Genomic DNA, 22,454 nt, shown 5'->3' on the forward strand with positions numbered 1-22,454 from the left:
ATCTAGGGGAAATGCTTGGGGGTTGGAAAATGGATTTTAAAATGTTAGCCATGATTTTCTTAATAAATTTTGCTTACATCACCTTAAATACACTACGTTTTATGCTAGCAATGAAGGGCTATCGCGTCATTGCTCCGCTGATTAGTATGGTGGAAATCGTGATTTATGTTTTAGGATTATCAATGGTCTTGGATCGATTAGACAATCCAATTAATTTAATCGTTTACGCTTTAGGGTACGGAATCGGCGTCAGCGTCGGTATCAAAATCGAAGACAAATTAGCTTTAGGCTATACGATGGTCACCGCCATTTTACCTAGCAACACGGAAGAGATCAGTGTCTTGCCGCAACGTTTACGGGAAGCCGGCTTTGGTGTAACCGAAAGTTTAGGCGAGGGCTTGAATGGTCCCCGGCTAATTTTAGAAATTTTATCCCCCCGCAAAGATGAAAAACAGCTCTACCAGCTGATAAAAGAAATCGAAGAACGGGCCTTTATCATCAGTTACGAACCGAAATATATCTCCGGCGGTTTTTGGACTAAAAAGATCAAAAAACGGCGGCAGAAGTTGGGCTAGCTTGAGTAAAACAATCCCTATAAAAACTAAATAAAGAATGCAAAGCTTGTCTGAAAATTAATTTTTGGACAAGCTTTTTTGCACTCGTGGCAAGCAGCAAATTTATTCAATTGAAAAAGTGAACGCTTGCCAATATCTCAAAATAATTGGCCCGCTTTTGATTTTTAAAAGGAAAAAAATGAAGGATTATTTGTTTTTTCTCTCTAGACCAAAAGCTTTGATTGCTGAATTCACTTGAGGAATCACCATTCATCGTTCCTGTTTGCTATTCCTCTTTGAGAAGCAATTTTTATCACCTGATAAAAATAACAGGCGCCATTTTTGAGACCACTTTCAAATCATGTTAGGTTAACTGTGTCACAGCCACTTAAGTGAACTCGTTTAAAGCAAACTTTTTTAATAAAAGTTTGTACGCAGTGACGGGCAACATTACTTGAAGACTATTAGGAGGAATCGAAACATGGCAAAACACGAATTACCGGAAGTCGAAACTCGTCTTTTTATTGATGGAAACTGGCGGGAAGGCTCGCAGGATAAACATCCTGTAATCAATCCCGCAACAGAGGAAGTTTTAGCGGAGGTCCACTGGGGCGGTGCAGCAGAAGCTGAGACAGCGATTGCGGCAGCTGAAGCGGCTTTACCGGATTGGTCAACAATGGCGCCAGCTGAACGGGGCAGCATTTTAACTAAATTAGCTGACTTAATTGAAGCAGATGCCACTCGTTTGGCTACAATTATGACCATGGAGCAGGGAAAACCCCTTGCCCAAGCGAAAAGTGAAATTACATCAAACGTTGAAAATCTGCGTTGGAATGCCGCAGAAGGCCAACGGGTGTTAGGAGATATTATTCCTTCACCAGATACGAATAAGTGGTTGGTGCAAAAACAACCGATTGGTGTCGTCGGGGCAATTACACCGTGGAACTTCCCTTCGAATATGATTATCCGTAAAATTTCACCAGCGCTTGCTGCCGGCTGCACGGTTATTTTAAAACCGGCAGAGGATACACCGCTATCTGCTTTGGCTTTAGCCGAATTGTTTGAAAAAGCCGGCTTACCAAAGGGTGTTGTAAATATTATTGTCGGAGACGCTGAGGCTATCGGTGAAACCTTAACCAAATCTGATGTGGTGAAAAAAATTACCTTCACCGGCTCAACTGAAGTTGGCAAAACTTTATACGAACAAGCAGCACCAACTTTGAAAAAAGTTTCAATGGAATTGGGAGGACATGCACCGTATATTATTTTCCCTGATGCTGATTTAGAGCTGGCGGTGACCACTCTGATTGAAACGAAATTTATCAATAACGGGCAAGTATGCACTTCGCCAAACCGCATCTTTTTACACAAGGATATCAAAAAAGAAGCGACTAAATTAATTTTAGAAAAAATGGCTGAGGTAACTGTTGGCAATGGCTTAGATGACCCAACAACTGGTCCCTTAATCAATGAAGAGGGTCGTAAAAAAGTTGAAGAGCAATTAAAAGATGCCCAAGACAAAGGCGCAAAAATTTTGTTTGGTGGGCAACGTTTAACCGAAGGCGACTATCAGCAGGGCTTTTTCTTTGAACCAACTGTGCTGGATTTAGTTACGACTGATATGGATATTTTCTACCAAGAAACCTTTGGACCTGTGATTCCTTTGATTGAATTTGAGGATGAAGAAGCAGTTATTCAGGCCGCTAACGATTCAGAATTCGGCTTGGCTTCATACTTCTTTGCCACCAATATCCACACGATTGACAATGTCAGCAAAAAATTGGCCTATGGTATGGTGGGCGTCAATAATACTGACCTTGAGAGTTCCGCCACACCTTTTGGCGGCATTAAACACTCTGGTTTTGGTCGTGAGAACGGCACTTACGGAGTGGAAGAATATGTTGTAGAAAAATTCGTCAACATTCGGACGGCTCGTTAAATAATAGACAGCAGCTGCAAATATTCCCGATTATCCATGGGGATACTTGTAGCTGCTATTTTTTTGAGAAAACCCGAAATACCCCGACCATAAAAATTGTTTTCAGCTTCAATCGCTGTTTGAAAAACAGGCAATTAGCTAGAACAATCCACAGTCGAGGTATCGTAGTTTAACTTATTTTCACACTACTGCTTTTATAATTCAATCGCAGTTGCGGTTTCTTTTAAGACCTCATTTAATTCTTCAATATTTTGGCGGCCTTGATTTTCCATCCAGGTCTTAGCAGCATCAGCCCCCTTGGTAATAAAAGGTTCTACGCCGTTAGCCCAAGTTGCCCGACCACAGAGGACACCGTTGAAGGTTGAGCCAGCTGCTTTGGCAAAGCGCAACGTTTCTTGGAAGAGTTCGGCGGAAACGCCGGCACTCAAAAAGATAAATGGTAATGCGCTGGCAGCACTTTGCTCTTTGAAATATTCTTGGGCCTCAGCTTTTGAGTAAACTACCTCTGTGCCGTAGCCTTCGACAAAATTCATGTTGACGGGAACTTCGACTTTTAAGACATCCACGCCATAGCGGGGCTTGGCAAATTCCTTCATCCCTTCAATCACTTTGCGGGGTTTCACTGCGGCATATTCTTTTGAGCTGGCATCGGTGATACTTGCATCATAAGAGACAACCTCTAAAAAGAATGGAAGTCCTTCAGCTGTACATTCTGAACCAATGCGTTCCATATAGGCTTTTTTGTGGTCGTTGATTGCTGTGGGTTCATCGACATCATAATACAGGAGGAATTTGCAGGCGTCTGCGCCGGCTTCCTTCAAGCGTTTAACCGACCAGACGTCTAAAATATCCGGCAGGCGGCCTGGTGTTGCGGCATCGTAGCCGGTTTTTTCGTAGGCTAACAATAGTCCGGCTGTCTTGGCCCGGACTTCAGCAGCCGGCAAGCCATATTCTGGGTCTAGTAAAATTGAAGAGGCATAAGGCGTTAATTCAGCCGAAACGATTTTCTTAAACTCAATAATATCCTGATCTGCGGCACCTGCCGTTTTGTATTTGCCAATCATTTTTTTCAAAGCACCCCGTTGGTCAATCGCCAAAGCGCTGATAATGCCATCCTCATTTAGGATATTTTTCATAAAAGTCTGCTTATTCGTCACGACTATTGCTCCTCACTTAAATTTTTATTTAGTAATGCAACAATTTCTGCTTTGGTTTGTGCCTGTTTTAACTCATCTTTAAATTCACTGCGCATCAACATGCGGGCAATGGTTGACAATAATTTCAAATGGGTGGCACCAACCTCTGCTTCTGGAATAAACAAAGCAATGATAAAATCTGTTGGCTGGCCGTCCATACTTTCCCAGTTAATTCCTTGGGTCAGCTGCATAATTAAAATACTCGCTTGCTTGACAGCGGGAGTTTTCGCATGGGGAATCGCAAATCCATCCATCATCCCGGTGGTCCCTTCTGATTCCCGTAATTTTAAGCTGTCATACACAGCGACAGCATCATTCGCAATTCCTAACGCAACTGTTTGGTCCGCTAAAAATTTGAAAATGGTATCTTGGTCGCTAAATTCTTGGTTCAAATAAATTTGCTCTTCTTGAATCACACTCATCTTACATTCTCCTCTAATTTGCTTAGCCTTCGGTGACTGGTGCAACGGACTCTTCTTTGACTTCCTTTTGAACACGATTCTTTTGGATGAAGCCAAGAATCACACCGCCGACAATTGAACCGGCTAAAATTGCTAAGACCCAAAGTAAGCCATGGGTCACCACTGGCAGAACTAAAAAGCCACCGTGGGGCGCTGGGACTTGGACGCCGAACATATAGGTCAAGACGGCTGCAATAGAAGAACCTAACATCATCGTTGGCAACACACGCAATGGATCTTTAGCAGCAAATGGAATTGCACCTTCAGTGATATGAGTTGAGCCCAAAATGAAATTAACTAAACCAGCGTTACGGTCATTGGTGTCAAAATATTTTCCAAACAGTAAGACTGCAAACCCAGTAATTAATGGTGGTGCAATACATGCGGCTGACACGCCGGCCATAAAGCTAGTATTCCCCTGAGCCAAGAGGGCTGTCCCGGTGACATAAGCAGCTTTATTGATTGGTCCTCCCATATCAAAGGCTGACATACAGCCAACAATAATGCCTAAAACAATCGGGCTAGAATTTTCAAAGCCAGCTAAAAAGGACATCATGCCTTCATTAACGGCCGACATCGGACCGGATAATAAACTCATCACAACGCCGGTCACTGCCACACCTAATACCGGATATAAGAAAATCGCCTTCAAGCCATCCAATGATTTAGGTAGTGGGCTCAGTAATTTACTAAATCCAAGAATTACAAAACCACCGAGAAAACCAGAAAGAATCCCACCGAGGAAACCAGTCCCACCATTTGCGGCAATTAGCCCGCCGACAAAACCAACGACTAACCCTGGACGTTTGGCAATACTTTCTGCGATGTATGCTGATAGAATCGGCACCATCAAGCCCATAGCTGTACTGCCGATAGTATTTAATAAAGCGGCTGTTTCATTGTACTGAGCATTGGTTGGATCGGCAGAATAAATGCCCCATAAAAATGAAATTGCTACTAAGACACCGCCGCTGACGACAAACGGCAACATGTGGGAAACACCATTCATCAAGTGCTTGTAAATCGTGTGACCAATGCCTTTTAATTCAAAACTTTTTTCTTCGACTTCACCGACGGCTTCGGCTTCAGCGGTAATCGAGCCTTTGCCGGCTAAAGCATCGGCGACTAATTTATCCGCTTCTTTAATACCCTTTGCAACCGGCACTTCGATAATTCGTTTTCCAGCAAAACGTTCGGCATGAACATCTTTATCAGAAGCAATAATCACGGCTTCAGCGTTAGCGATTTCTTCTGGCGACAATTGATTTTCCACACCAACTTGTCCGTGGGTTTCGACTTTAATCGTCACCCCTTGCCGCTTGGCCGCTTGTTCCAAAGCTTCTTGGGCCATATAAGTATGAGCAATCCCCGTCGGACAGCCAGTCGCTGCAATTAATTGATATTTTTTTTCCATAGCTCAATTTCTTCCTCTCTGTTAATCTGGATTTGTTTTTCTAAAAACGCTACATCGGAAAAATCGGTTAAGCCTTTGCGAAATGCCGTTGAACTTCCAGCAGCGATACTTTTTCTTAAACCGGCCCCAGAGGACTCATTTAAAATTAATTCTCCTAAAAAGGTACCCAATAAAGTGTCGCCGGCACAAGCTGTATTGACAACTTTGCCGCGGGGAGCATTCCCCGCTAAAATTTCTTTTTGATTGATAAAGACGGCGCCTTGTCCCCCTAAGGAAAGTAACACATTCTGGGCACCAGCCTGAATTAGCTTTTCGGTGGCCTGCAAGTAGTCATCCGTTTGAGGATTCTCTAGCTGGTACCACTCTGCCAGCTCTTCTTCATTCGGCTTAAGTAAAAAAGGTTGATAAGGCAAGCAATCCAAAATTTCTCGATAGCTACTATCAAGAATTAAGTGAACTTGCTTTTCGTAACAAATTCGGCTAATTTCAATCAGAATGTCTGGTTGAACACCACGGGGCAAACTCCCTGAAACACAAAGATAATCACCCGCTTGTAACTTTTTGATTTGATCGACTAATGCGGCAACTTTTTCAGGCGGTATTTCCGGCCCTCTGTTTACCAATTTAAATTCTTCATCCGTTTGATCCACTTGTGTAAAAACGTTGATGCGGGTCATGCCGGGTACTTTTACAAAATCCGTCGCAATTCCCTGCTCCTGCAAAAAATCATCAATATAATCTCCAGTAAAACCGGCCTTAAATCCTAAGGCGGTATTATCAATCCCTAACATTTTTAAAACTAAGGAAACATTGACCCCTTTGCCGTTGGCTTGAATATCATCATCGATTGTGCGATTAACCGTATGAGGCAAAAGATTTTCAGTTTCAATAAAAAGATCAATGGCTAAATTCATCGTACAGGTATAAACTGTCATGTTTTTACCTCCTCTCTGCTTATCCTTATTATGCCTGACAAATTGATGTAAATGTTTTCAGCTTTGACAACTTTTACTGTCAAGGTTTTCATCTTTAGCTTTATTTGAGTATAATGAAGCCAGAATAAACGAAAAGGCGGTCCAGCTATGGAAACCAAACTCAGCGATTCAGAAGCGTACCTCTGGAGTTTTATTGAAAAAAATATCCACCGGATTCCCGATTACTCCATCACGAAACTCAGTGAAGAGGCCAGCGTGTCAACGGCTACCATTGTGCGAACGATGAAGAAAAAAGGCTATGACGGCTTCACCTCCTTTAAGCATCACCTAAAGGATAATCACAATACCAATCTGAATTTTGCCGCCATTGACAAAATTGACGACCGCATCAAGCAAGTGATTTTGAAAAATGAACAAGAAGTTATCCGCACCTTAAACATGCTGGATACGTGGAATATTGAAGATGCCATTCAAAAAATTAAAGCGGCTCAGCGGGTCTTGATTTTTGCCCGTGGTTTTTCGGAGCTGATTGCCGAAGAGATGACCGTCAAATTTCAATTGACGGGGAAATACTGCGAATTTCATAAAGATCCGGAAATTATCAAAAATATCAGCAAAAAAATCCATCATGACGATACGGTAATTTTCGTGTCTTTAAATGGTGAGACCAAGGAACTGGTGACGGCCGCCAAAAACTGCTACCAAAATGAAATTGGTACCATCGCCATTACCGCCTCCAATAGTTCCAGTTTGATGCAATATATCGACATTCCCTTAGTCGGCTATAAAGCGGAAGGCTCTTTGTTTCCTGATTACGAAGTGCGTTCCCGTCTGCCTTTGTCAATTATCGGCCGAATTTTATTGGATGCTTATGCGATTCGAACCATGTAACTGTGAGACTAAAAAGTCGACCAGATAATTGTGACCATGCAAAAGGCCCCTCGGAAAAAATCCGAGGGGCCTGATTATTTTTATTACATTGAACCTTTGAAGACGTCCAAGTTTTTCAAGAAGTAGTCAACACCTGAGTAGATGGTGAAAATCAAGCAGACATAAAGTAAAATTTGGTCTAGTGGAAAACCGATGGCACTGAAAGGAATATTGTTGATAAATAAGAAAATAATCGCAAACATTTGGGTTGCCGTTTTAATTTTACCAGGCCACGCTGCTGCCATAACTTCCCCGTGTTCTACTAATAATAAACGTAGACCTGTCACTGCTAATTCACGACAGACAATAATTGCCACCACCCAAGCTGGCGCTTTATCTAAGCCAACTAGAATGATAAAAGCTGTCATAACTAACATTTTATCCGCCAATGGATCAGCAAATTTGCCGAAGTTGGTGATTAAATTATTGGCCCGCGCAATTTTTCCATCCAGCCAGTCCGTTAAGCTGGCTAGTGCAAAAATAATTGCACCTACGAGATGGGTGACCTCCAAACTTGTTCCCGCAAGATTGACCGTGCCCCAGTCCCAATTGACTGTCACAATCACAATAAAGAGCGGAATCATGCAAATCCGCAACACCGTTAATTTATTAGGTAAATTCATTTTTGATAAGCTCCTCTTTCCTCTTCAGGTTAGCCGCAAAATGTGCCGGCTGGCTAAAATTTTCAAACTAAACTGTTAAGTAGTTCAAAGTCAAACTAATGTCTCTGCGTTGCGTCGTAGTGCTATTAGGATTAAAGTTTAAGGCTTCATTATTCAATTGAATTGAAACATTTAAAGAGGCGCCTAAAACAATCGTCGCTGCTTGTGTTCCGCTTGGTAAGACCGTCGATTGAGTGTCGCCGGCTGCTAACGTGTATTGATAAACATACTCACCGTTGACTTGAACCCCTACCCAACAAGCTCCTGTTGCGGTAAAGGAAATCGTGGCAGGATCGGTCACATTATTGGCGGTCATCGCCACCGTGCGACCGGATTCGCTATCAAAAGCAATTTCCATTGCTGGTGCTTCACTGCTGGACTCAGTTGTTGAGCTTTCGGCGGTCGAGCTAGTCGTTTCTTCTGTGGAGGAACTGGATTCGGTGGTTGAACTGCTGGAACGATCCACCACCACTGAGCTTGAAGGTGTCGTGATTAAGCGATCGCTCTGGAAATTTTCCATCATAAAATAGGCGACAACCGCAATAATCGCAAAGGCCACCACACCTAAAGTAATCATCGGTAGATAGCTCCAAAAATCTTTTGGTACTTCCTCTTGGTGCCGACTGCGGCTCAGTTCTTCCTCTGGCTCGGCTTTTTCCGGAGCTGGCGGCAGCGGTTCTTCTATTGCCTTTTTGCCGTCAAAAATATCGACTAACTCATCGCCGTCTTCACCGACGGCATCGGCATATTGGCGGATAAAAGCCCGCACATAAAAAGTGCCGGGGATGGCATCAAAATCATCATCTTCTAAAGCAATTAAATAGCGTCTTTGAATTTTTGTTCTCTGTTGTAATTCTTCTATTGTTAAACCCTGCTGCTGCCGGGCGTTATGTAGTCTAGTACCAACTGTTCTCTGCTGCACGTTTTCTCATCCTTCTCCATTTAATAATCAATCATCTAGTATAATTTAGGAGATTTTTGCACCCGCTATTAAAGGAAAAAATAAAAGCCCCAAAGTATTTGGTTGTTTGGCCATTCACTGTTCATTTATTTATACATAGCATCCTCAGCTAAGTCAAAAATCTATCTCGGTAAAATTAAAAATATCCGACGCCTTTCGATGTTCATCGCCTAAATATGACGACCAGCGTTTTTTCAGATATCACCTCTAAGCATACCACAAAAAAATCCCCTTGAGGATAGAGAAAAGCCCTCTGATTGAGAATTTTAATTTTTCTCAATCATTTTAAGCGGCTGACTTCTCCTCAAGGGAATCTTACTAGTCATTAGGATAAATATAAAAGCGGCTGACTGCGCCTTTTTCAAGCAGCGCTTTACCGACTGCTAGCACATCTACCAAGGTAATTTCTTGAATGACCTTCGGCACATCAAAGAGGGTGATGCCTTCAAAAAGATTTTGACTGAACTGATTGGCAATATATTCCAAAGAGTTTAAAGATTGGAAATATTTGCCGAGCATTTTCTTTTTCAATAAAGCAAGATTTTCTTCGGTCATTTCACCATCTGTAGCGAAATTCTCAAAAATTTCCGTCACCCGGTTCAATAGTTCTTCTGGGTGGTCCGTATCGCTGCTGACATCAAGAAAATGAAAGCCCCGATCCAAGTTAAACTCATAGCCAAAGCTATCATCTAACAGGCCTTCATTATACAGCTGCAAATAATTTTGCGAGGTGTTGCCTAAAAGCAGTTGTAAAAAGAAATTGGCAGCATTGCGGTATTTTAATAAGGCCCGTCCATCAGTTGGCAGCTGATCCAAACCTTTGATGCCCATGACCGCTTTTGGTCGAGACACGGCCATTTGAATTTTGCCTTCTTTGATGACAGCACCGTCCTCTTCAGGAAAATGGCGAGCAATTTCTTTGGCCGGCGCAAATTCTTTGCTGTCTTGATTATTGCGGATAAATGTCATCAAGGCTTCCGGTTCAAAATTACCGACAACAAACAAGGTCATATTACTCGGATGATAAAACGTGTGGTAGCAGGTATATAAATCTTCTGCCGTAATTTCGGCAATACTATCCACCGTACCGGCAATGTCGATATGCAGCGGATGATTGGGATATAAATTGCCCAAAATTCCAAAGAACAAGCGCCAGTTCGGATCATCGTCATACATCTGAATTTCTTGGCCGATGATGCCCTTTTCTTTTTCAACAGTCGCTTCGGTAAAATAAGGCGCCTGCACAAAATCCAGCAATGTACCTAGGTTTAATTCCAGTTTATCTGTTGTGGAAAACAGATAACTCGTTTTGGTGAAGCTGGTAAAGGCATTGGCGGAAGCCCCCTGCTGACCAAATTTTTGAAAGACATCGCCGTCTTCTTTTTCAAACATTTTATGCTCTAAAAAGTGGGCAATGCCGTCAGGTACATGGACAAAATCTTCTTGACCTAAAGGCACAAACTCATTGTCAATGGAACCATAGTTTGTGGTAAACAGTCCGTAAATTTTGTGGTAATCATTTTTCGGCAAAAGGAAAACCTTCAAGCCGTTCGCCAGCGTTTCTTCATACAATGTTTCGTTGATTTGTTGATAATATTGTTTATTCATGTGCACCTACCCCATCTAAGAAGAAAATTGCCTGCAATTTGATTTTCGCTGCTATCCGCTGCACATCTTTGACAGTCACATCTTCAATTTGACGCAGCCATTCTTCATCGGATATTTCTGTCTGTGGCAACCAGAAATTTAAATAATCCGTTTCAACCGCCGCCTGTGAGTTATCTAAAGAAAGCAGATATTGATTGACGAGCATCGCTTTTGTCTGTTCCATCTCCAACTCGCTAATTTCGCCTTTTTTCAGACTTTCCAGCTGCTGATTAATTAAATGCAGCACCCGCTGGCGATTTTTACTTTCAATTCCCGTCTGAACACTCATAAACCCTCTAAAGGTATCGACACTACTGGAGGCATAATAAGCCAAGCTTTCTTTTTCCCGCACATTCATAAATAATTTTGAATGGGGGAAGCCACCAAATAATCCGTTGAAAACAATCAAGGCAAAACGGTCATTTTGACCATAATAAATGTCAGTGCTGTAGCCTAAATTCAATTTTCCTTGCACAACCGGCTCTTGTACTTGTCGTTCCTTCACAATGTTATCCACAGGTTGTGTGTAAAAAATTTCTGGTCGTTGAACATCTCTCGCAGCAAAAGGCAACTGCTCCATCAGTGTCACAACCTCCGCTTCTGTCACATCTCCCACTACAAAAATATCAATTTGGTCTTCTGCCATCATCACTTGATAATAATCAGCTAAATCCTTTGCTGTTAAGCTTTCCAAGTCTTCAATAGTTCCCACACTAGGTGTTTTTTGATTCTCATCGCCATCAAAATATAAGTCCTGCAAAGACAATGAGGCATAGGTTTGTTTGTCTTCTTTTAAGCTTTCTAAATAGCTTTTCAGATTGTCTTTTTCAATTTGGAAAGTTTGTTCCTCCCACTTATCCCCAAGCACATGTGGATAAAATAAAATCTCCCGCAGAAAATCCACAGAGTCCGCTAACAGATTAGCATCCTCCACATATTTGCCGTTAACCAGACTCATACTTAAATTAACCCAATGGAAATTCCCTTTGCGGCCGACATTCATGCCAAAGCTGGCGCCATATAAATCCGCCAATTTTCCACTCAATTGAGTTTGATCAGGAAAATGTAAACTATTAGTTTCCATTAAACTGGTCAGTAAAGCCCGTTTGGTCATCGTCTTTTTATCTAAACGATTGGTAAAGCGCATAAAAAAACGAACTGTTTTATATTTTTGCGTTTCAATCACATGGAGATTAACTCCTGGTTGCAGTGTATAAACCATCTCTTTTGCTCCTTTGATTTTCTGATTTAAGTTTCCGTGAAGAGCTGCGGCATTGAAGTTGTTTAACAGTTAGCAAATGATTTTTAGATGATGCCGGTCACAAAATTACCGGTAAACGTTTAAAAAAATTCACCAAACATGTCTAAACAAACTTGTAGTCCGGCTCTTTTAAAATGACTTCTGTTGTTCATTATAGCACAGGAAAGAGCTTTCCCCGCGGAATATGACTAAGGCGCAGGACCCGTAAACTTCTCATTCACTTTTTAAATTATTTCAGAAAAATTTGAGGGGTTCAAAAAAATCTTGTGCTAATTTCGGCAAACTAGCGAATGTTTTAGAAAGCAAACTCAATTTAGCAACAATTTTGTTGAAACTCCTGATTATTTGCAAAAGAGAGATTTTGTCAAAAGTTGAACAAGCGGACCGCTTTTTAAGCCAAATATTTCAAATCTCTGAAGTCATTCGCTATACTAATAATGAAAAATAAATGGAGGTTACTACTGTGATTAAAGAATTTAAAGAATTTATCTTACGAGGAAATGTCGTTGATTTAGCCGTTGGGGTTGTCATTGGTTCGGCATTCACCGCAATTGTCAAAGACGTTGTTGACGGAGTGATTACACCGTTAATTGGTGCAGTCATCTATGGCATTACCGGTGGCGGTTCGATTGAAGATACGACCAACAGTCTAAATGTTACCCTTTGGAATCAAGAATTCCAATTCGGCGCTGTCGTCACCGCAATCATTACCTTTTTAATTACCGGACTAGTACTTTTCTTCGTTGTCAAAGCCATCAATAAAGCCCGGGACATGAAAAAACAACCCGAAGAAACTGTCGAAGCTGTACCAACCGCTGAAGACTACTTGAAGGAAATTCGCGATTTATTAGCGAGCGAACAAACTTCTGTGGATAAAGAAGATATGCGGCCGAAGATGTAACTAAAAATTTTTATCAAAAAAAGCAGACGACTCAGTGTAGAATACCCCCAAAAAGTTAAACTTTTTGGAGGTCATTCCATCAACGGTTGTCTGCTTTTTAAATTGCCAAAAATTATTCCGGTAGACCGTTGTCGGCAATCACACCCTGATACCAGTCAAAGGATTTTTTCTTGAAGCGGCTGAAATCGCCGCTGCCGTCATCGTGATAATCGACATAGATGAAGCCGTAACGTTTTTTCATTTGACCGGTGCCGGCCGAGACTAAATCAATCGGCCCCCAAGAAGTATAGCCCACTAAATCGACACCATCTTGAATCGCTTCATACATCGCCTCAATATGGTCGTGTAAATAACTGATGCGGTAATCATCGTTGACGGTCCTGACGCCGTCTACTTCAATCACCTCATCAATGGCGCCAAAACCATTTTCCACCACCATCAATGGTACTTGGTATCTGGAATACACTTGATTCAACGTCGTTCGCAGCCCGAGCGGATCAATTTCCCAGCCCCAGTCATTAGCTTTCAAGTAAGGATTTTTAACCCCGTTAAACAAATTGCCTCCTTGTTTTTCAGCCGACTCGTCAACCACTGTCACTGTCGTTGATTGATAATATGAGAAGGTGTAAAAATCAACAGTTCCCTCTTTTAATAATTCTAAATCCCCCGGCTCCATCTCCAAAGAAATTCCGTGTTCTTGCCAATAGCGCTTGGCAAAATATGGATATTCTCCTTTCACTTGAACATCACCGCAATAAAAATTATTAATATTCGTCACATTTTGCGCATAAGCAATATCCTTCGGGTGAGAAGTTAACGGATAAATACAGCGATAGGCAATCATGCAGCCCATTTGAAAATTCGGTGAAATTTCCCGTGCCAATTTAACCGCTTTGGCGCTAGCAACAAATTGGTGATGCAGCGCTTGGAAACGCTGCTGTTCATTTTCCACGCCGACATTTAAGAAATCGTTGGAATCTCCGACATACATGCCACCAGTTAAATAAGTCCCCATCACCCGTGTCAGCACGTTAATTTCATTGAAGGTCAGCCAGTATTTAACGTCGTCTTTATAGCGGCGCATAATCGTTTCGGCAAAACGCAGGTAACAATCAATCATCTCCCGACTTTCCCACGCATTAAATGCTCGCGTCAAGCCAATCGGGGACTCATAATGGGAAATCGTCACCAATGGTTCAATATTGTGTTTTTTTAATTCCGCAATTAAGTCATCGTAAAATTTTAAGCCGGCTTCATTCGGTTCTGTCTCCAAACCCGTCGGAAAAATTCGCGACCACGCAATCGAAAAGCGGTAGACTTTGAACCCCATTTCGGCAAACAGGCCAATGTCTTCTTTAAAATGATGGTAATGGTCAACTGCTTGATGGCTAGGATAGAAAGCTCCTTCTTGGACTTCTCTGGTAATTTTGCGGGTGGTCTCGTAGCTGCCCCCTAATAATAAATCACTTGTCGCTAAGCCTTTGCCATCTTCAAGATAGGCTCCCTCTAGTTGATTAGCCGCCGTTGCGCCGCCCCATAAAAAGTTCTCTGGAAATGTTTTTGTCATAAGATCCTCCAACAATTTTTTATTTTCTACTATTATAATTAGGTACTATTTTTGAACAGTCTATTTAATTAATAAAAACCAATTCATCACCGACTGCTACCTGTGTTTTGTCCGTCACTTTCAGGTCACGGTCTTTGCTATTTAATAAAATGACCATCGTGGTGGTTTTAAAGCCTTCCTCGTGGAGATAATCTAAATCAGCTTTGACTAACAGCTGCCCTCTGGTTACTTGATCCCCTTGTTGCACTTGTAATTCAAAGCCGGCGCCGTCTAAACGCACCGTATCGATACCAATGTGAATCAAAACTTCATTGCCTTTATCATCGGTAATCCCAATAGCATGCCCAGATGGGAATAGGGTCGTCACTTCACCCGAAATCGGTGCGAAAAATTCGCCTTCGCTAGGTTCAATCGCAATCCCTTTGCCCATTAATTCTGTAGAAAATACATCGTCTTCGACCTGCGCTAAAGGAACAATTTCACCGGCAACAACTGCCGAAAGGGTTTGAGTGCCACCAACTAATTTCTTTTCGACTGCTTCGGCTTCTTTTTCTTCTTCAACAGCCAATTCATCGGTACCTAAACCAAAAATAATTGTCAATAAGAAGGAGGTTCCAAAGGCGATCCCCGCAGTAATCACTGCGTGCATAAAGTTGCTTGGATTGTCCCCAATAAAAACGGGTAGAGTAAAGATTCCCGGTGAACCAAAGGAGTAGCGGACCAAGCCAACCATGCCAGCGTAAAAGCCAGCAATTCCCCCAGAAATCATTACATAAGGCAATAAGCGTTTCATTTTTAAAGTGACCCCGTATAAAGCCGGCTCAGTAATGCCCGACAACGCAGTAATTCCAGCAGACAAGGCAATTTGTTTCATCTTTTTATCTTTTGTTTTAAAGAAAGTCCCGAAGGATGCACCAGATTGGGCGATATTACTTGCTAACATCCCTGGACCTTGCACAATTTCGTAACCGACATTGGTCAGCGAGATGGAGGCCAATGGTGTTAAAGAAACGTGCATTCCTACCATCACTAACAGCGGGCAGAAGGTTCCCATTAAAGTTGGTACCAACCAAGGAACATGAGTGCTTAGTAATTCCACCACATAGAACAAGCCATCACCGGCAATTGCGCCGACAGGTCCTAAAATAATTAAGGCAACTGGAGCCGTAATCGCAAACATTAAAAGCGGTTTCAACATTGTCTTTACAACATTCGGCACAAATTTTTCAGCAAGCTTATCGACATAACTCATAAACCAGATAATCAGGATGATTGGAATAACGGTCCCATTATAATTAGCGGAACGAATGGGAGCGCCAAATAGTGCCAAGCTTTCGCCTGAACTGACTAAGCTAGTAAAAGTTGGATGCAACAGCACACCGGTAATTCCTAATGCTAAAAACTGATTGGTGTTAAACTGTTTGGCTGCACTGATGGCAATTAAAAATGGCAGGAAGTAAAAGACGCTGTCGCCAATCATATTTAAAATCTGATAGTTGAGGCCTTCTTTGTCCATCCCCAAGACAACGAAAATCGACACCAGGACTCGGAACATCCCGCCGCCAATCAAGGCAATGATAATCGGTGCCATGATTGCTACGATTTTATCTAAGGCTTTCCGGAAAATATTGCGATTGTCTTCTGAATCATCATCTGGCACTTCGCCGTTACCTTCAATCGGATAATTTTTGGTAATTTCCGTATAATATCTGCTAACCTCGCCGCCGATAATTACTTGAGATTCTTTACCGGACTGGACAGCCCCCATCACTTCATCCATCTCGTCTAATTTTTTACGGTCAAATTTTTCGGTATCCTTTAATTGAAAACGCAGGCGGGTGGCACAGTGAACCAAGACACGAATATTATCCGGACCGCCAACTAATTCTACAATCTGATCGGTAATCTCTTTTGTTGTTCTCATCTTCTTACTTCCCTTCTATTCATCTAATGTCATCATCACGCGATTGATATGAATGGCCAGATAAGCCACCTCTTCTTCGGTGATGGTTTTATCGTAAATATTCTCAATAATTTCTTGAATCTTGCGGGCCTGTACAAAGCCCTTGGGATAATTGCGCTGCACTGTCAAAATTAAATCGGTATCATTATTCAGCATGGTGTCGGTCAAAAAACGCTCTGCGAAGAATTTAACGTGCATCAAAAATCTTTCGTAATGCAAGCTGTCTTCGTTAATCGCTTGATTAATCAAGAGCCGCAGCGTTTTCGTAATATTATCGACTAGACGGGTAATCTGCATGGCATTGGTATTAACCGAACTGTTTTTATTGGCATTCACAATATGAAATGCAATATTTGCGGCCTCCTGTAATGGCAGCTCCACTCCAAGAGATTGATGAATAACTGCCAATGCCTGACTTCCTACTTCAAACTCCTCTGGGTAATAACGTTTCATTTCCCAGTACATAGAGGTCTTGTGTTGAATCTGTTTGCCTAAACGCTGGATTGTGAAATAAATATGGTCCGTCAAGGTGTAATAAATATTGACGGAAAGCGTTGTGCTTAACTTTCCCTCAGCCAAGTCGATAATCTGGCGAGTTAAATTTAGATACTCTTCCGGAATATGATCTAAAAAATTCACAAACTCAGACATCTTATCTTCATCGACAGGGTAATATACTTTGGAAATACTTTCCTCCGTTAGCTGTGTACCAATCGTTTGTTTATAGCCAACGCCCTTCCCAAATACCACAACCTCACGATTATTTTGTTCAGCGATTACCACATTGACATTTAAAACCTTTTGAACTGTATACATGGAAACCTCCCGAAATTAATAAAAAAAGACATAACAAAGCACAACAATCCTGATTAGGAATCCTGTACTTTATTATGTCTTGCCTGCCTAACAGTAACATACGCATAATGAAAAGTAATAGCTATTTACTTGTGACGTTAGAATACCACACAAAAAATGAAAGCGCAACCTAATTTATTATTTTTTTTAATCGCTCTGTTGCACACCTAGCTGCAAGACCAATTGCTGTTTGATAGCTAGCTTTTTTGTGGGCAGCGTTTCTTTAGTCTCTAGACTGATTGAACAAACTCCAGCTGCCTCGTTAAAACTCGACTGTAAATCTCTAAGATTATCAGCAAATTTTTTTCTTTTCAGTGAGTCCTACTAGTTTTTATCTAGTAGTTGTCGCTTTATTATTCCTTGGCCAACCGCATCTGCACATGGGGAATATTATCCTCCAAATATTCTTCAGAAACCGTGACAAAGCCGACTCGGCCATAAAAATTTTGCAGATGGGCCTGAGCAGAAATTTCAACTGGTTTTCCTGGAAAATTTTCTTCAATAAAAGCTAGCGCTGCCCGCATCAATTCAACCCCCAGCTGTGTCCCCCGCCAGTCTTTTTTGACAATCACTCGACCGATATGAATGACCTCTTTGCCGTAAATGCGATTATAGGCGATAAGCTCACCGTCTTCACTAAAATAATTGTGAAAAGCCACCAAATCCACCTCATCCACCTCTTGATAAGGACAGTCCTGTTCCACCACAAAAATAGCAATCCGCTTTTTGACAATCTGATAAAACTCAAACGTATTAAGTTCTGAAAAATTTTTAATGTTATGCTCCATGGTTGCTCCTAAGAATGATTTAGTTTGATTCACAGCTTATGGGTTTAAAAACCATTTTTTTAAAGCTGAATTTTTGCTAATTAAATAAATATATCCACGCCGCTTAGTTAAGTATTTCCTTATGGTATACTATTTCAAAGAAAATTTGAAGGAGTCTCTCTCAGTGATATTGCAGCACTTATTAAAACCTACAAACCGCTTGAATAGGCAAATGCTCGTTACTAGCAGAGAAGCGAGATTCTCAAAGTAATTGCTTAGCAAATATTTTAAAAGCCAGCTTGCTACAGTTCAGATTCTTTCTTCAGTGGTAAGCTAGCAGCTGACAATGCTGAAATCTGTCAGTTTTGCGTCAAAACTGCTTTTTTTCACTAAAACTTTTTCCTGATTTTTTTAAAGAAAGCTGGAAAAAAATTCTTTTGCTGTAGTTGCAGCTGACCTAATATTTAAATATTGATAGAGGTCCCCCCTTAAAAAAGATCAAATAAAAAAGGACTAGCGCTAGGGCTGGTCCTTTGATTTATTTACACTGCTTCACCAAGAAATTCAATTTCAACGGTTCTGGTCAATACATCTGAGTAGCTGTAAGACACCCGTTCAAAAGAGTTTTCTTCTGGATCTAGATCGACAACAAAAACGGATGGATAAGTTTCTGTTAAAATACCTTTACGTTCCGTTTGACGCTTTCTCCCTGTCTGTGCCACCAACATGATTCTGCTGCCGATGCGACATTCAAGGTCTTGCTTAATCGTAGCTAAAGTAGTTGCCATACAATTCACCTCGAATACCATTCTAACTCATTTTCACAAAAAATTCAAGTTTATCATAGGATTTTTTGAAAATCAACTGATTTTTTTCATCAAGTTAAGATTCACATTTTTTCTTCACCATTATCACTTAATAAGTGTTGGCATAATTTCTTTTTTCCCCGATCAAAGGCGCCCCGAATACAATTTTGCGAAACATTTAATAGCTCTGGCAATTGTTTTAAATCAAATCCCTGCAAAAAATAACCCATCACCTGCTCCTCCAGCGGTGAAAATAAATTCTCATATCCACTGAGTTTCTCCCGCAGTATTAAATAATTCTCTGCTCCCGGTGTCGTATCATAACGCTCGGCTATTCGATAACGCAGCTCATCAGCATCAAGGGACAGACTTTCATATTGACCTCGACGTTTATAGGCCTGTTGTTTTCGTAGCAAGGAACGGATGCGATTGCTCATGGCCACTTTAAAATACTGGCCGATGGTGGTTCCGCGATTGTCATCAAAATGAAAAATGGTTTGAAAAAAAATCATGCGCCCTTCTTGTAACCAATCATCGTGATCCAAATCCCGTAAATAATATTGCTGCTCCAAATTTAAAACGACTGGCCGGTACTGATCAAAAAGTTTTCCAAAAGCTTCAGAGTCACCTGCTTTTGCCAAACGCAACCATTCAACTAATTCCTCTTCACTCATTTTGTCGCCCCCTTTGAGTTTTACAAGGCTATCATAACAGGTCTTCGGAAATATTTTTGGGAGCTAAACGGGACTGTGTGCAGATTTGCATTCGTTTTTACAAAATTCGCCTCTCTACGACAATTTTTACTATCTTGACTAAATTTTGCTACGAACTGGCAGCAAAAAAACTGTGACATTCGTTATAACAGAATCAAAATTCCTAAATCAAAACTAGCAAATACTGCCTAATTCAATCCTGCTGAATCGTCTCAGCCTGTGTCTTCTCTGGTCGCAAACAAATTGGACCACAGAAACAACCAGAATTTGATTTAGAATTTCATCTGTTAATCAGAATAATTTCACAGCCTTTTGGACTGATTTTTTTCAAAATAAAATTTTAGAAATTTACTCAGCAACCGTCATACTTCGGTCAATTTTACTAGACCCGTCGCTGTAATCAAAAATCACATTTGGCTGCACATTGAATTCATAGACATTGAAATCCAATGTCCCCGCACTGTCTACAGCCTGCAGCCAATATCCCCGGGGCATCAATTCATCGCCACGAAACACCGTGACAATTTGATAAAGCACCCGATTACCGGAAACTTTTTGAGCCTCTCGAATCTCAGCTTCGAATTTTGTTTGAACCTGCTGATTGGAATAGGCACTTTGGGTCGCCAAATTTTTTGGATTGTCTTCGCTGCCTTCAGCACCTTCTAAATAATTGCCATCCTCATCTAAATTAAATGAACTTGTATAAGCCAATAAATGGCCGCGATTATAAATCGGCTGCCCGTCAACTTCCTTCTGGTGCCATCCCGTTGGCTGCCAGACCTGACTGCCGCGATTTTCGGAAGAGCCTAAATTCGTTTCATCGATATAGGCTGTGACGAATGTTGTTCTATTTAATTCATCTAAATTTCCATAAACGGCGTGATTCGTTTGCCAATCTGCAATATTCAGACTCGCTTGATTATCATTGACCGTCACCACGGCCTCACCGCCACTGACAAAATCCAAAGCCGCCAGCTCATCATAGGTTGCCTGATTGTAAGGCAAGCTCCCAGTGTTGCCACCATTGTCGCTTATCTGGCTATTTCCCGCTGTTAAATTACCTAGAATAGTTGTGGCATCATCACCATTCAGCCAACTCTCCGCCAATTCAGGTAGCGTCTGACTACCGCCAAAAATCAATCCGAGAACAACCACGACACCAGCGATAATTTTTTTATTATTATTCTTTTTTTTACTCATCCAAGTCCCTCATTCACAAAAAATTCTTCCTTTGAAATCATACCAATTTTAAATTTTTTTGCAAATGGAACTAGCCGTTTATCAGTTGTGCAGCAAAAAAAATCTAATCAATCGCATTCTACCATAACGAATTCGATTGATTAGACTCTGCGTCTTTACTTCTCAACAATCAATTTCCCAGCTGAAGGGTGCCCTTCGATTCGTTCATGGGCTTCAATTACTGACGCCAAGGTAAAAGGAAATACTTCGGCAATATTAATTTTCAGTTGTTCCTTGTCGAAATTTTTAACTAGCGTTGCAAAAGCTTCTTGGTCACTGTAATCTCGATTAGGACCGTAGTGATGATATTCTACATTTGGTTTGCGAAACTCTACAGGCGGTAGCACATTTAAAACGACATAATCCGCCCCGTACTTAGCGATGTCCATCCCCGCTTCGTAGTCCCGACTGCCTTTAGTCGCATCAATCACGACGTCTCCTTGATTTTCAAAAATCTGACCAACATTTTCCTTGTCATAGGCAGCAAAACTATCTGCCCCCAAGCTGCGAACATAATTTCCATTCTTGCTTGAAGCTGAAGCCAGCACACGATTGCCATTTGCCTTAGCTAATTGAACCAATAAGGAGCCCACACCACCAGATGCCCCCAAAACAACAATCGTTTGGTCAGGAGTAATGGATAATAGGCTAAATAGTAAATGATAAGCAGTTATCCCCGTCGTTGGCAGCCCAGCCGCTTCGCTCCAGCTCATATTTTCAGGTTTGCGATACACTTTGTTGCCCGGAACCACAATTTCTTCACCGTAAGTCCCACCGACTGCATGAACAATTACTTCATCTCCAACTGTGAAGTTGGTAACGTCACTGCCGACTTCAATCACCGTTCCAGCGCCATCATTGCCGAGAACATAAGGAAATTTCACAGGTCGAGCGTCTTTCATTTTTCCCTGACGAAGACCAACATCATAAGGATTAATTCCAAAAGCTTGTAACGTTACCCGCACATGTTTTGGAGACATTTCCCGTGGCTCAGCAGCTATTTCGATAAAAACTTTTTCTGGATTACCATAATCCTTGATAGCAAAACGTTTCATAAACAATCACCTTCCTCAAAATAAGTTTACTCTTTAATAAAAAGTTTGCCAAATAAGTTAGTTTTTTAGTTGTTATGTGGTTTTACTGAAGCTTGGTTAACATTATTAGAAATTTATTCTTTTTGAAGACAAAATAGAACCCGCCAGCGGGGACTGGCGGGTTTAGGATGCTAGTTCAACTTTCATCAACTCTTATACCATTTTCAGCTTCACTCCCAGTTGAACTGTATGCGGCCCGGTGTATCTGAGAAAAAAATTTTTTTCTCAGGGCAAAAAGGGAACCCGCCAGCGGGGACTGGCGGGTTTAGGATGCTAGTTCAACTTTCATCAACTCTTATACCATTTTCAGCTTCACTTCTAGTTGAACTGTATACGACCCGTTGCTCTTCAGAAAAGGCTCTTTTTCTGAAGACAAAAAGGGAACCCGCCAGCGGGGACTGGCGGGTTTAGGATGCTAGTTCAACTTTCATCAACTCTTATACAATTTTCCGTTTCATTCTTAGTTGAACTGCATACGGCCCGTTGTACCTGAGAAAAATTTTTTCTCAGGGCAAAAAGGGAGCCCATCGGCGGGGACCGATGGGCTAGGATGCTAGTTCAACTTTCATCAACTCTTATACCATTTTCA

20 protein-coding genes are annotated in these 22,454 nt (G+C 41.5%); 4 read left to right on the forward strand and 16 right to left on the reverse strand.

Annotation, left to right across the window (positions count from 1 at the left end; genetic code table 11):
* The first annotated feature begins 29 nt into the window (after positions 1 to 29).
* Together ACYSNU_RS04050 and ACYSNU_RS04055 are read left to right on the forward strand one after the other, a co-directional pair.
* Positions 30 to 575, forward strand: coding sequence for a DUF2179 domain-containing protein (locus tag ACYSNU_RS04050; protein ID WP_265459295.1), 546 nt, complete (start codon positions 30 to 32; stop codon positions 573 to 575).
* 460 nt (positions 576 to 1,035) lie between these two features.
* Positions 1,036 to 2,493: an NAD-dependent succinate-semialdehyde dehydrogenase gene (locus tag ACYSNU_RS04055; protein ID WP_461735928.1), complete on the forward strand. Its 1,458-nt coding sequence runs from the start codon at positions 1,036 to 1,038 to the stop codon at positions 2,491 to 2,493.
* Positions 2,494 to 2,687: 194 nt separating this feature from the next.
* Here ACYSNU_RS04055 and lacD read toward each other — a convergent pair whose 3' ends face one another.
* From lacD to pfkB, 4 genes are read right to left on the reverse strand one after another with little or no spacing between them, the layout of a single operon-like run.
* Positions 2,688 to 3,650: a tagatose-bisphosphate aldolase gene (gene lacD / locus ACYSNU_RS04060; RefSeq protein ID WP_461735929.1), complete on the reverse strand. Its 963-nt coding sequence runs from the start codon at positions 3,648 to 3,650 to the stop codon at positions 2,688 to 2,690.
* A 2-nt stretch (positions 3,651 to 3,652) separates the two neighbouring features.
* Complete coding sequence (locus ACYSNU_RS04065; RefSeq protein WP_461735930.1) at positions 3,653 to 4,111, reverse strand: PTS sugar transporter subunit IIA; 459 nt, start codon at positions 4,109 to 4,111, stop codon at positions 3,653 to 3,655.
* A 22-nt stretch (positions 4,112 to 4,133) separates the two neighbouring features.
* Complete coding sequence (locus ACYSNU_RS04070) at positions 4,134 to 5,564, reverse strand: PTS fructose transporter subunit IIC (RefSeq protein WP_461735931.1); 1,431 nt, start codon at positions 5,562 to 5,564, stop codon at positions 4,134 to 4,136.
* Positions 5,543 to 6,499, reverse strand: coding sequence for a 1-phosphofructokinase (pfkB, locus tag ACYSNU_RS04075; RefSeq protein WP_461735932.1), 957 nt, complete (start codon positions 6,497 to 6,499; stop codon positions 5,543 to 5,545). Before pfkB ends, ACYSNU_RS04070 begins: the two co-directional genes overlap by 22 nt.
* 147 nt (positions 6,500 to 6,646) lie before the next feature.
* Between pfkB and ACYSNU_RS04080 the strand changes: the two genes are divergently transcribed.
* Positions 6,647 to 7,390, forward strand: coding sequence for a MurR/RpiR family transcriptional regulator (locus ACYSNU_RS04080; RefSeq protein ID WP_265459300.1), 744 nt, complete (start codon positions 6,647 to 6,649; stop codon positions 7,388 to 7,390).
* A gap of 83 nt (positions 7,391 to 7,473) precedes the next feature.
* Here ACYSNU_RS04080 and pgsA read toward each other — a convergent pair whose 3' ends face one another.
* From pgsA to yfmF, 4 genes are all read right to left on the reverse strand, one after another.
* The gene (gene pgsA / locus ACYSNU_RS04085; RefSeq protein WP_461735933.1) at positions 7,474 to 8,052 is read right to left on the reverse strand and encodes a CDP-diacylglycerol--glycerol-3-phosphate 3-phosphatidyltransferase; all 579 of its coding nucleotides are present in this window, start codon (positions 8,050 to 8,052) and stop codon (positions 7,474 to 7,476) included.
* A gap of 67 nt (positions 8,053 to 8,119) precedes the next feature.
* Positions 8,120 to 9,013: a helix-turn-helix domain-containing protein gene (locus tag ACYSNU_RS04090; protein ID WP_461735934.1), complete on the reverse strand. Its 894-nt coding sequence runs from the start codon at positions 9,011 to 9,013 to the stop codon at positions 8,120 to 8,122.
* A gap of 357 nt (positions 9,014 to 9,370) precedes the next feature.
* Positions 9,371 to 10,660 (reverse strand): EF-P 5-aminopentanol modification-associated protein YfmH, encoded by a 1,290-nt coding sequence (yfmH, locus tag ACYSNU_RS04095; RefSeq protein WP_461735935.1) that lies wholly within the window; start codon positions 10,658 to 10,660, stop codon positions 9,371 to 9,373.
* Entirely contained in the window at positions 10,653 to 11,921 is a 1,269-nt protein-coding gene (gene yfmF / locus ACYSNU_RS04100; RefSeq protein WP_461735936.1) for an EF-P 5-aminopentanol modification-associated protein YfmF, read from the reverse strand. Before yfmF ends, yfmH begins: the two co-directional genes overlap by 8 nt.
* A gap of 502 nt (positions 11,922 to 12,423) precedes the next feature.
* On the opposite strand from yfmF, the gene mscL reads away from it, so the two are divergent.
* Positions 12,424 to 12,861, forward strand: coding sequence for a large conductance mechanosensitive channel protein MscL (mscL, locus tag ACYSNU_RS04105; protein ID WP_461735937.1), 438 nt, complete (start codon positions 12,424 to 12,426; stop codon positions 12,859 to 12,861).
* A gap of 112 nt (positions 12,862 to 12,973) precedes the next feature.
* Here mscL and ACYSNU_RS04110 read toward each other — a convergent pair whose 3' ends face one another.
* From ACYSNU_RS04110 to ACYSNU_RS04145, 8 genes are all read right to left on the reverse strand, one after another.
* A complete protein-coding gene (locus ACYSNU_RS04110) occupies positions 12,974 to 14,428 on the reverse strand; it encodes a glycoside hydrolase family 1 protein (RefSeq protein WP_461735938.1) in 1,455 nt (484 codons plus the stop codon).
* Between the two features lie 64 nt (positions 14,429 to 14,492).
* Positions 14,493 to 16,352, reverse strand: a complete 1,860-nt coding sequence (locus ACYSNU_RS04115) for a beta-glucoside-specific PTS transporter subunit IIABC (RefSeq protein WP_461735939.1) — start codon at positions 16,350 to 16,352, stop codon at positions 14,493 to 14,495.
* 15 nt (positions 16,353 to 16,367) lie between these two features.
* Positions 16,368 to 17,207, reverse strand: coding sequence for a PRD domain-containing protein (locus tag ACYSNU_RS04120; protein ID WP_461735940.1), 840 nt, complete (start codon positions 17,205 to 17,207; stop codon positions 16,368 to 16,370).
* A 392-nt stretch (positions 17,208 to 17,599) separates the two neighbouring features.
* Positions 17,600 to 18,034 carry a GNAT family N-acetyltransferase gene (locus ACYSNU_RS04125; protein ID WP_461735941.1) on the reverse strand — a complete coding sequence of 145 codons (435 nt, stop codon included), beginning with the start codon at positions 18,032 to 18,034 and terminating at the stop codon, positions 17,600 to 17,602.
* A gap of 521 nt (positions 18,035 to 18,555) precedes the next feature.
* Complete coding sequence (locus ACYSNU_RS04130; RefSeq protein ID WP_265459308.1) at positions 18,556 to 18,801, reverse strand: Veg family protein; 246 nt, start codon at positions 18,799 to 18,801, stop codon at positions 18,556 to 18,558.
* A gap of 101 nt (positions 18,802 to 18,902) precedes the next feature.
* Entirely contained in the window at positions 18,903 to 19,493 is a 591-nt protein-coding gene (locus ACYSNU_RS04135) for a sigma-70 family RNA polymerase sigma factor (protein WP_461735942.1), read from the reverse strand.
* 387 nt (positions 19,494 to 19,880) lie between these two features.
* A complete protein-coding gene (locus tag ACYSNU_RS04140; RefSeq protein WP_461735943.1) occupies positions 19,881 to 20,732 on the reverse strand; it encodes a DNA/RNA non-specific endonuclease in 852 nt (283 codons plus the stop codon).
* 155 nt (positions 20,733 to 20,887) lie between these two features.
* Positions 20,888 to 21,826, reverse strand: coding sequence for an NADP-dependent oxidoreductase (locus ACYSNU_RS04145; protein ID WP_461735944.1), 939 nt, complete (start codon positions 21,824 to 21,826; stop codon positions 20,888 to 20,890).
* Between the last annotated feature and the right edge of the window lie 628 nt (positions 21,827 to 22,454).

It is taken from the genome of Enterococcus sp. LJL120 (genome assembly GCF_054871765.1).

Coding starts and splice junctions, on each gene's coding strand:
- ACYSNU_RS04120 (WP_461735940.1), bottom strand. CDS start 17,207: ATGTATACAGTTCAAAAGGTTTTAAATGTCAATGTGGTAATCGCTGAA.
- ACYSNU_RS04050 (WP_265459295.1), top strand. CDS start 30: ATGGATTTTAAAATGTTAGCCATGATTTTCTTAATAAATTTTGCTTAC.
- ACYSNU_RS04065 (WP_461735930.1), bottom strand. CDS start 4,111: ATGAGTGTGATTCAAGAAGAGCAAATTTATTTGAACCAAGAATTTAGC.
- ACYSNU_RS04110 (WP_461735938.1), bottom strand. CDS start 14,428: ATGACAAAAACATTTCCAGAGAACTTTTTATGGGGCGGCGCAACGGCG.
- ACYSNU_RS04140 (WP_461735943.1), bottom strand. CDS start 20,732: ATGAGTAAAAAAAAGAATAATAATAAAAAAATTATCGCTGGTGTCGTG.
- ACYSNU_RS04080 (WP_265459300.1), top strand. CDS start 6,647: ATGGAAACCAAACTCAGCGATTCAGAAGCGTACCTCTGGAGTTTTATT.
- yfmF (WP_461735936.1), bottom strand. CDS start 11,921: ATGGTTTATACACTGCAACCAGGAGTTAATCTCCATGTGATTGAAACG.
- ACYSNU_RS04145 (WP_461735944.1), bottom strand. CDS start 21,826: ATGAAACGTTTTGCTATCAAGGATTATGGTAATCCAGAAAAAGTTTTT.
- ACYSNU_RS04055 (WP_461735928.1), top strand. CDS start 1,036: ATGGCAAAACACGAATTACCGGAAGTCGAAACTCGTCTTTTTATTGAT.
- ACYSNU_RS04070 (WP_461735931.1), bottom strand. CDS start 5,564: ATGGAAAAAAAATATCAATTAATTGCAGCGACTGGCTGTCCGACGGGG.
- ACYSNU_RS04115 (WP_461735939.1), bottom strand. CDS start 16,352: ATGAGAACAACAAAAGAGATTACCGATCAGATTGTAGAATTAGTTGGC.
- ACYSNU_RS04130 (WP_265459308.1), bottom strand. CDS start 18,801: ATGGCAACTACTTTAGCTACGATTAAGCAAGACCTTGAATGTCGCATC.
- ACYSNU_RS04125 (WP_461735941.1), bottom strand. CDS start 18,034: ATGGAGCATAACATTAAAAATTTTTCAGAACTTAATACGTTTGAGTTT.
- ACYSNU_RS04135 (WP_461735942.1), bottom strand. CDS start 19,493: ATGAGTGAAGAGGAATTAGTTGAATGGTTGCGTTTGGCAAAAGCAGGT.
- yfmH (WP_461735935.1), bottom strand. CDS start 10,660: ATGAATAAACAATATTATCAACAAATCAACGAAACATTGTATGAAGAA.
- pfkB (WP_461735932.1), bottom strand. CDS start 6,499: ATGACAGTTTATACCTGTACGATGAATTTAGCCATTGATCTTTTTATT.
- pgsA (WP_461735933.1), bottom strand. CDS start 8,052: ATGAATTTACCTAATAAATTAACGGTGTTGCGGATTTGCATGATTCCG.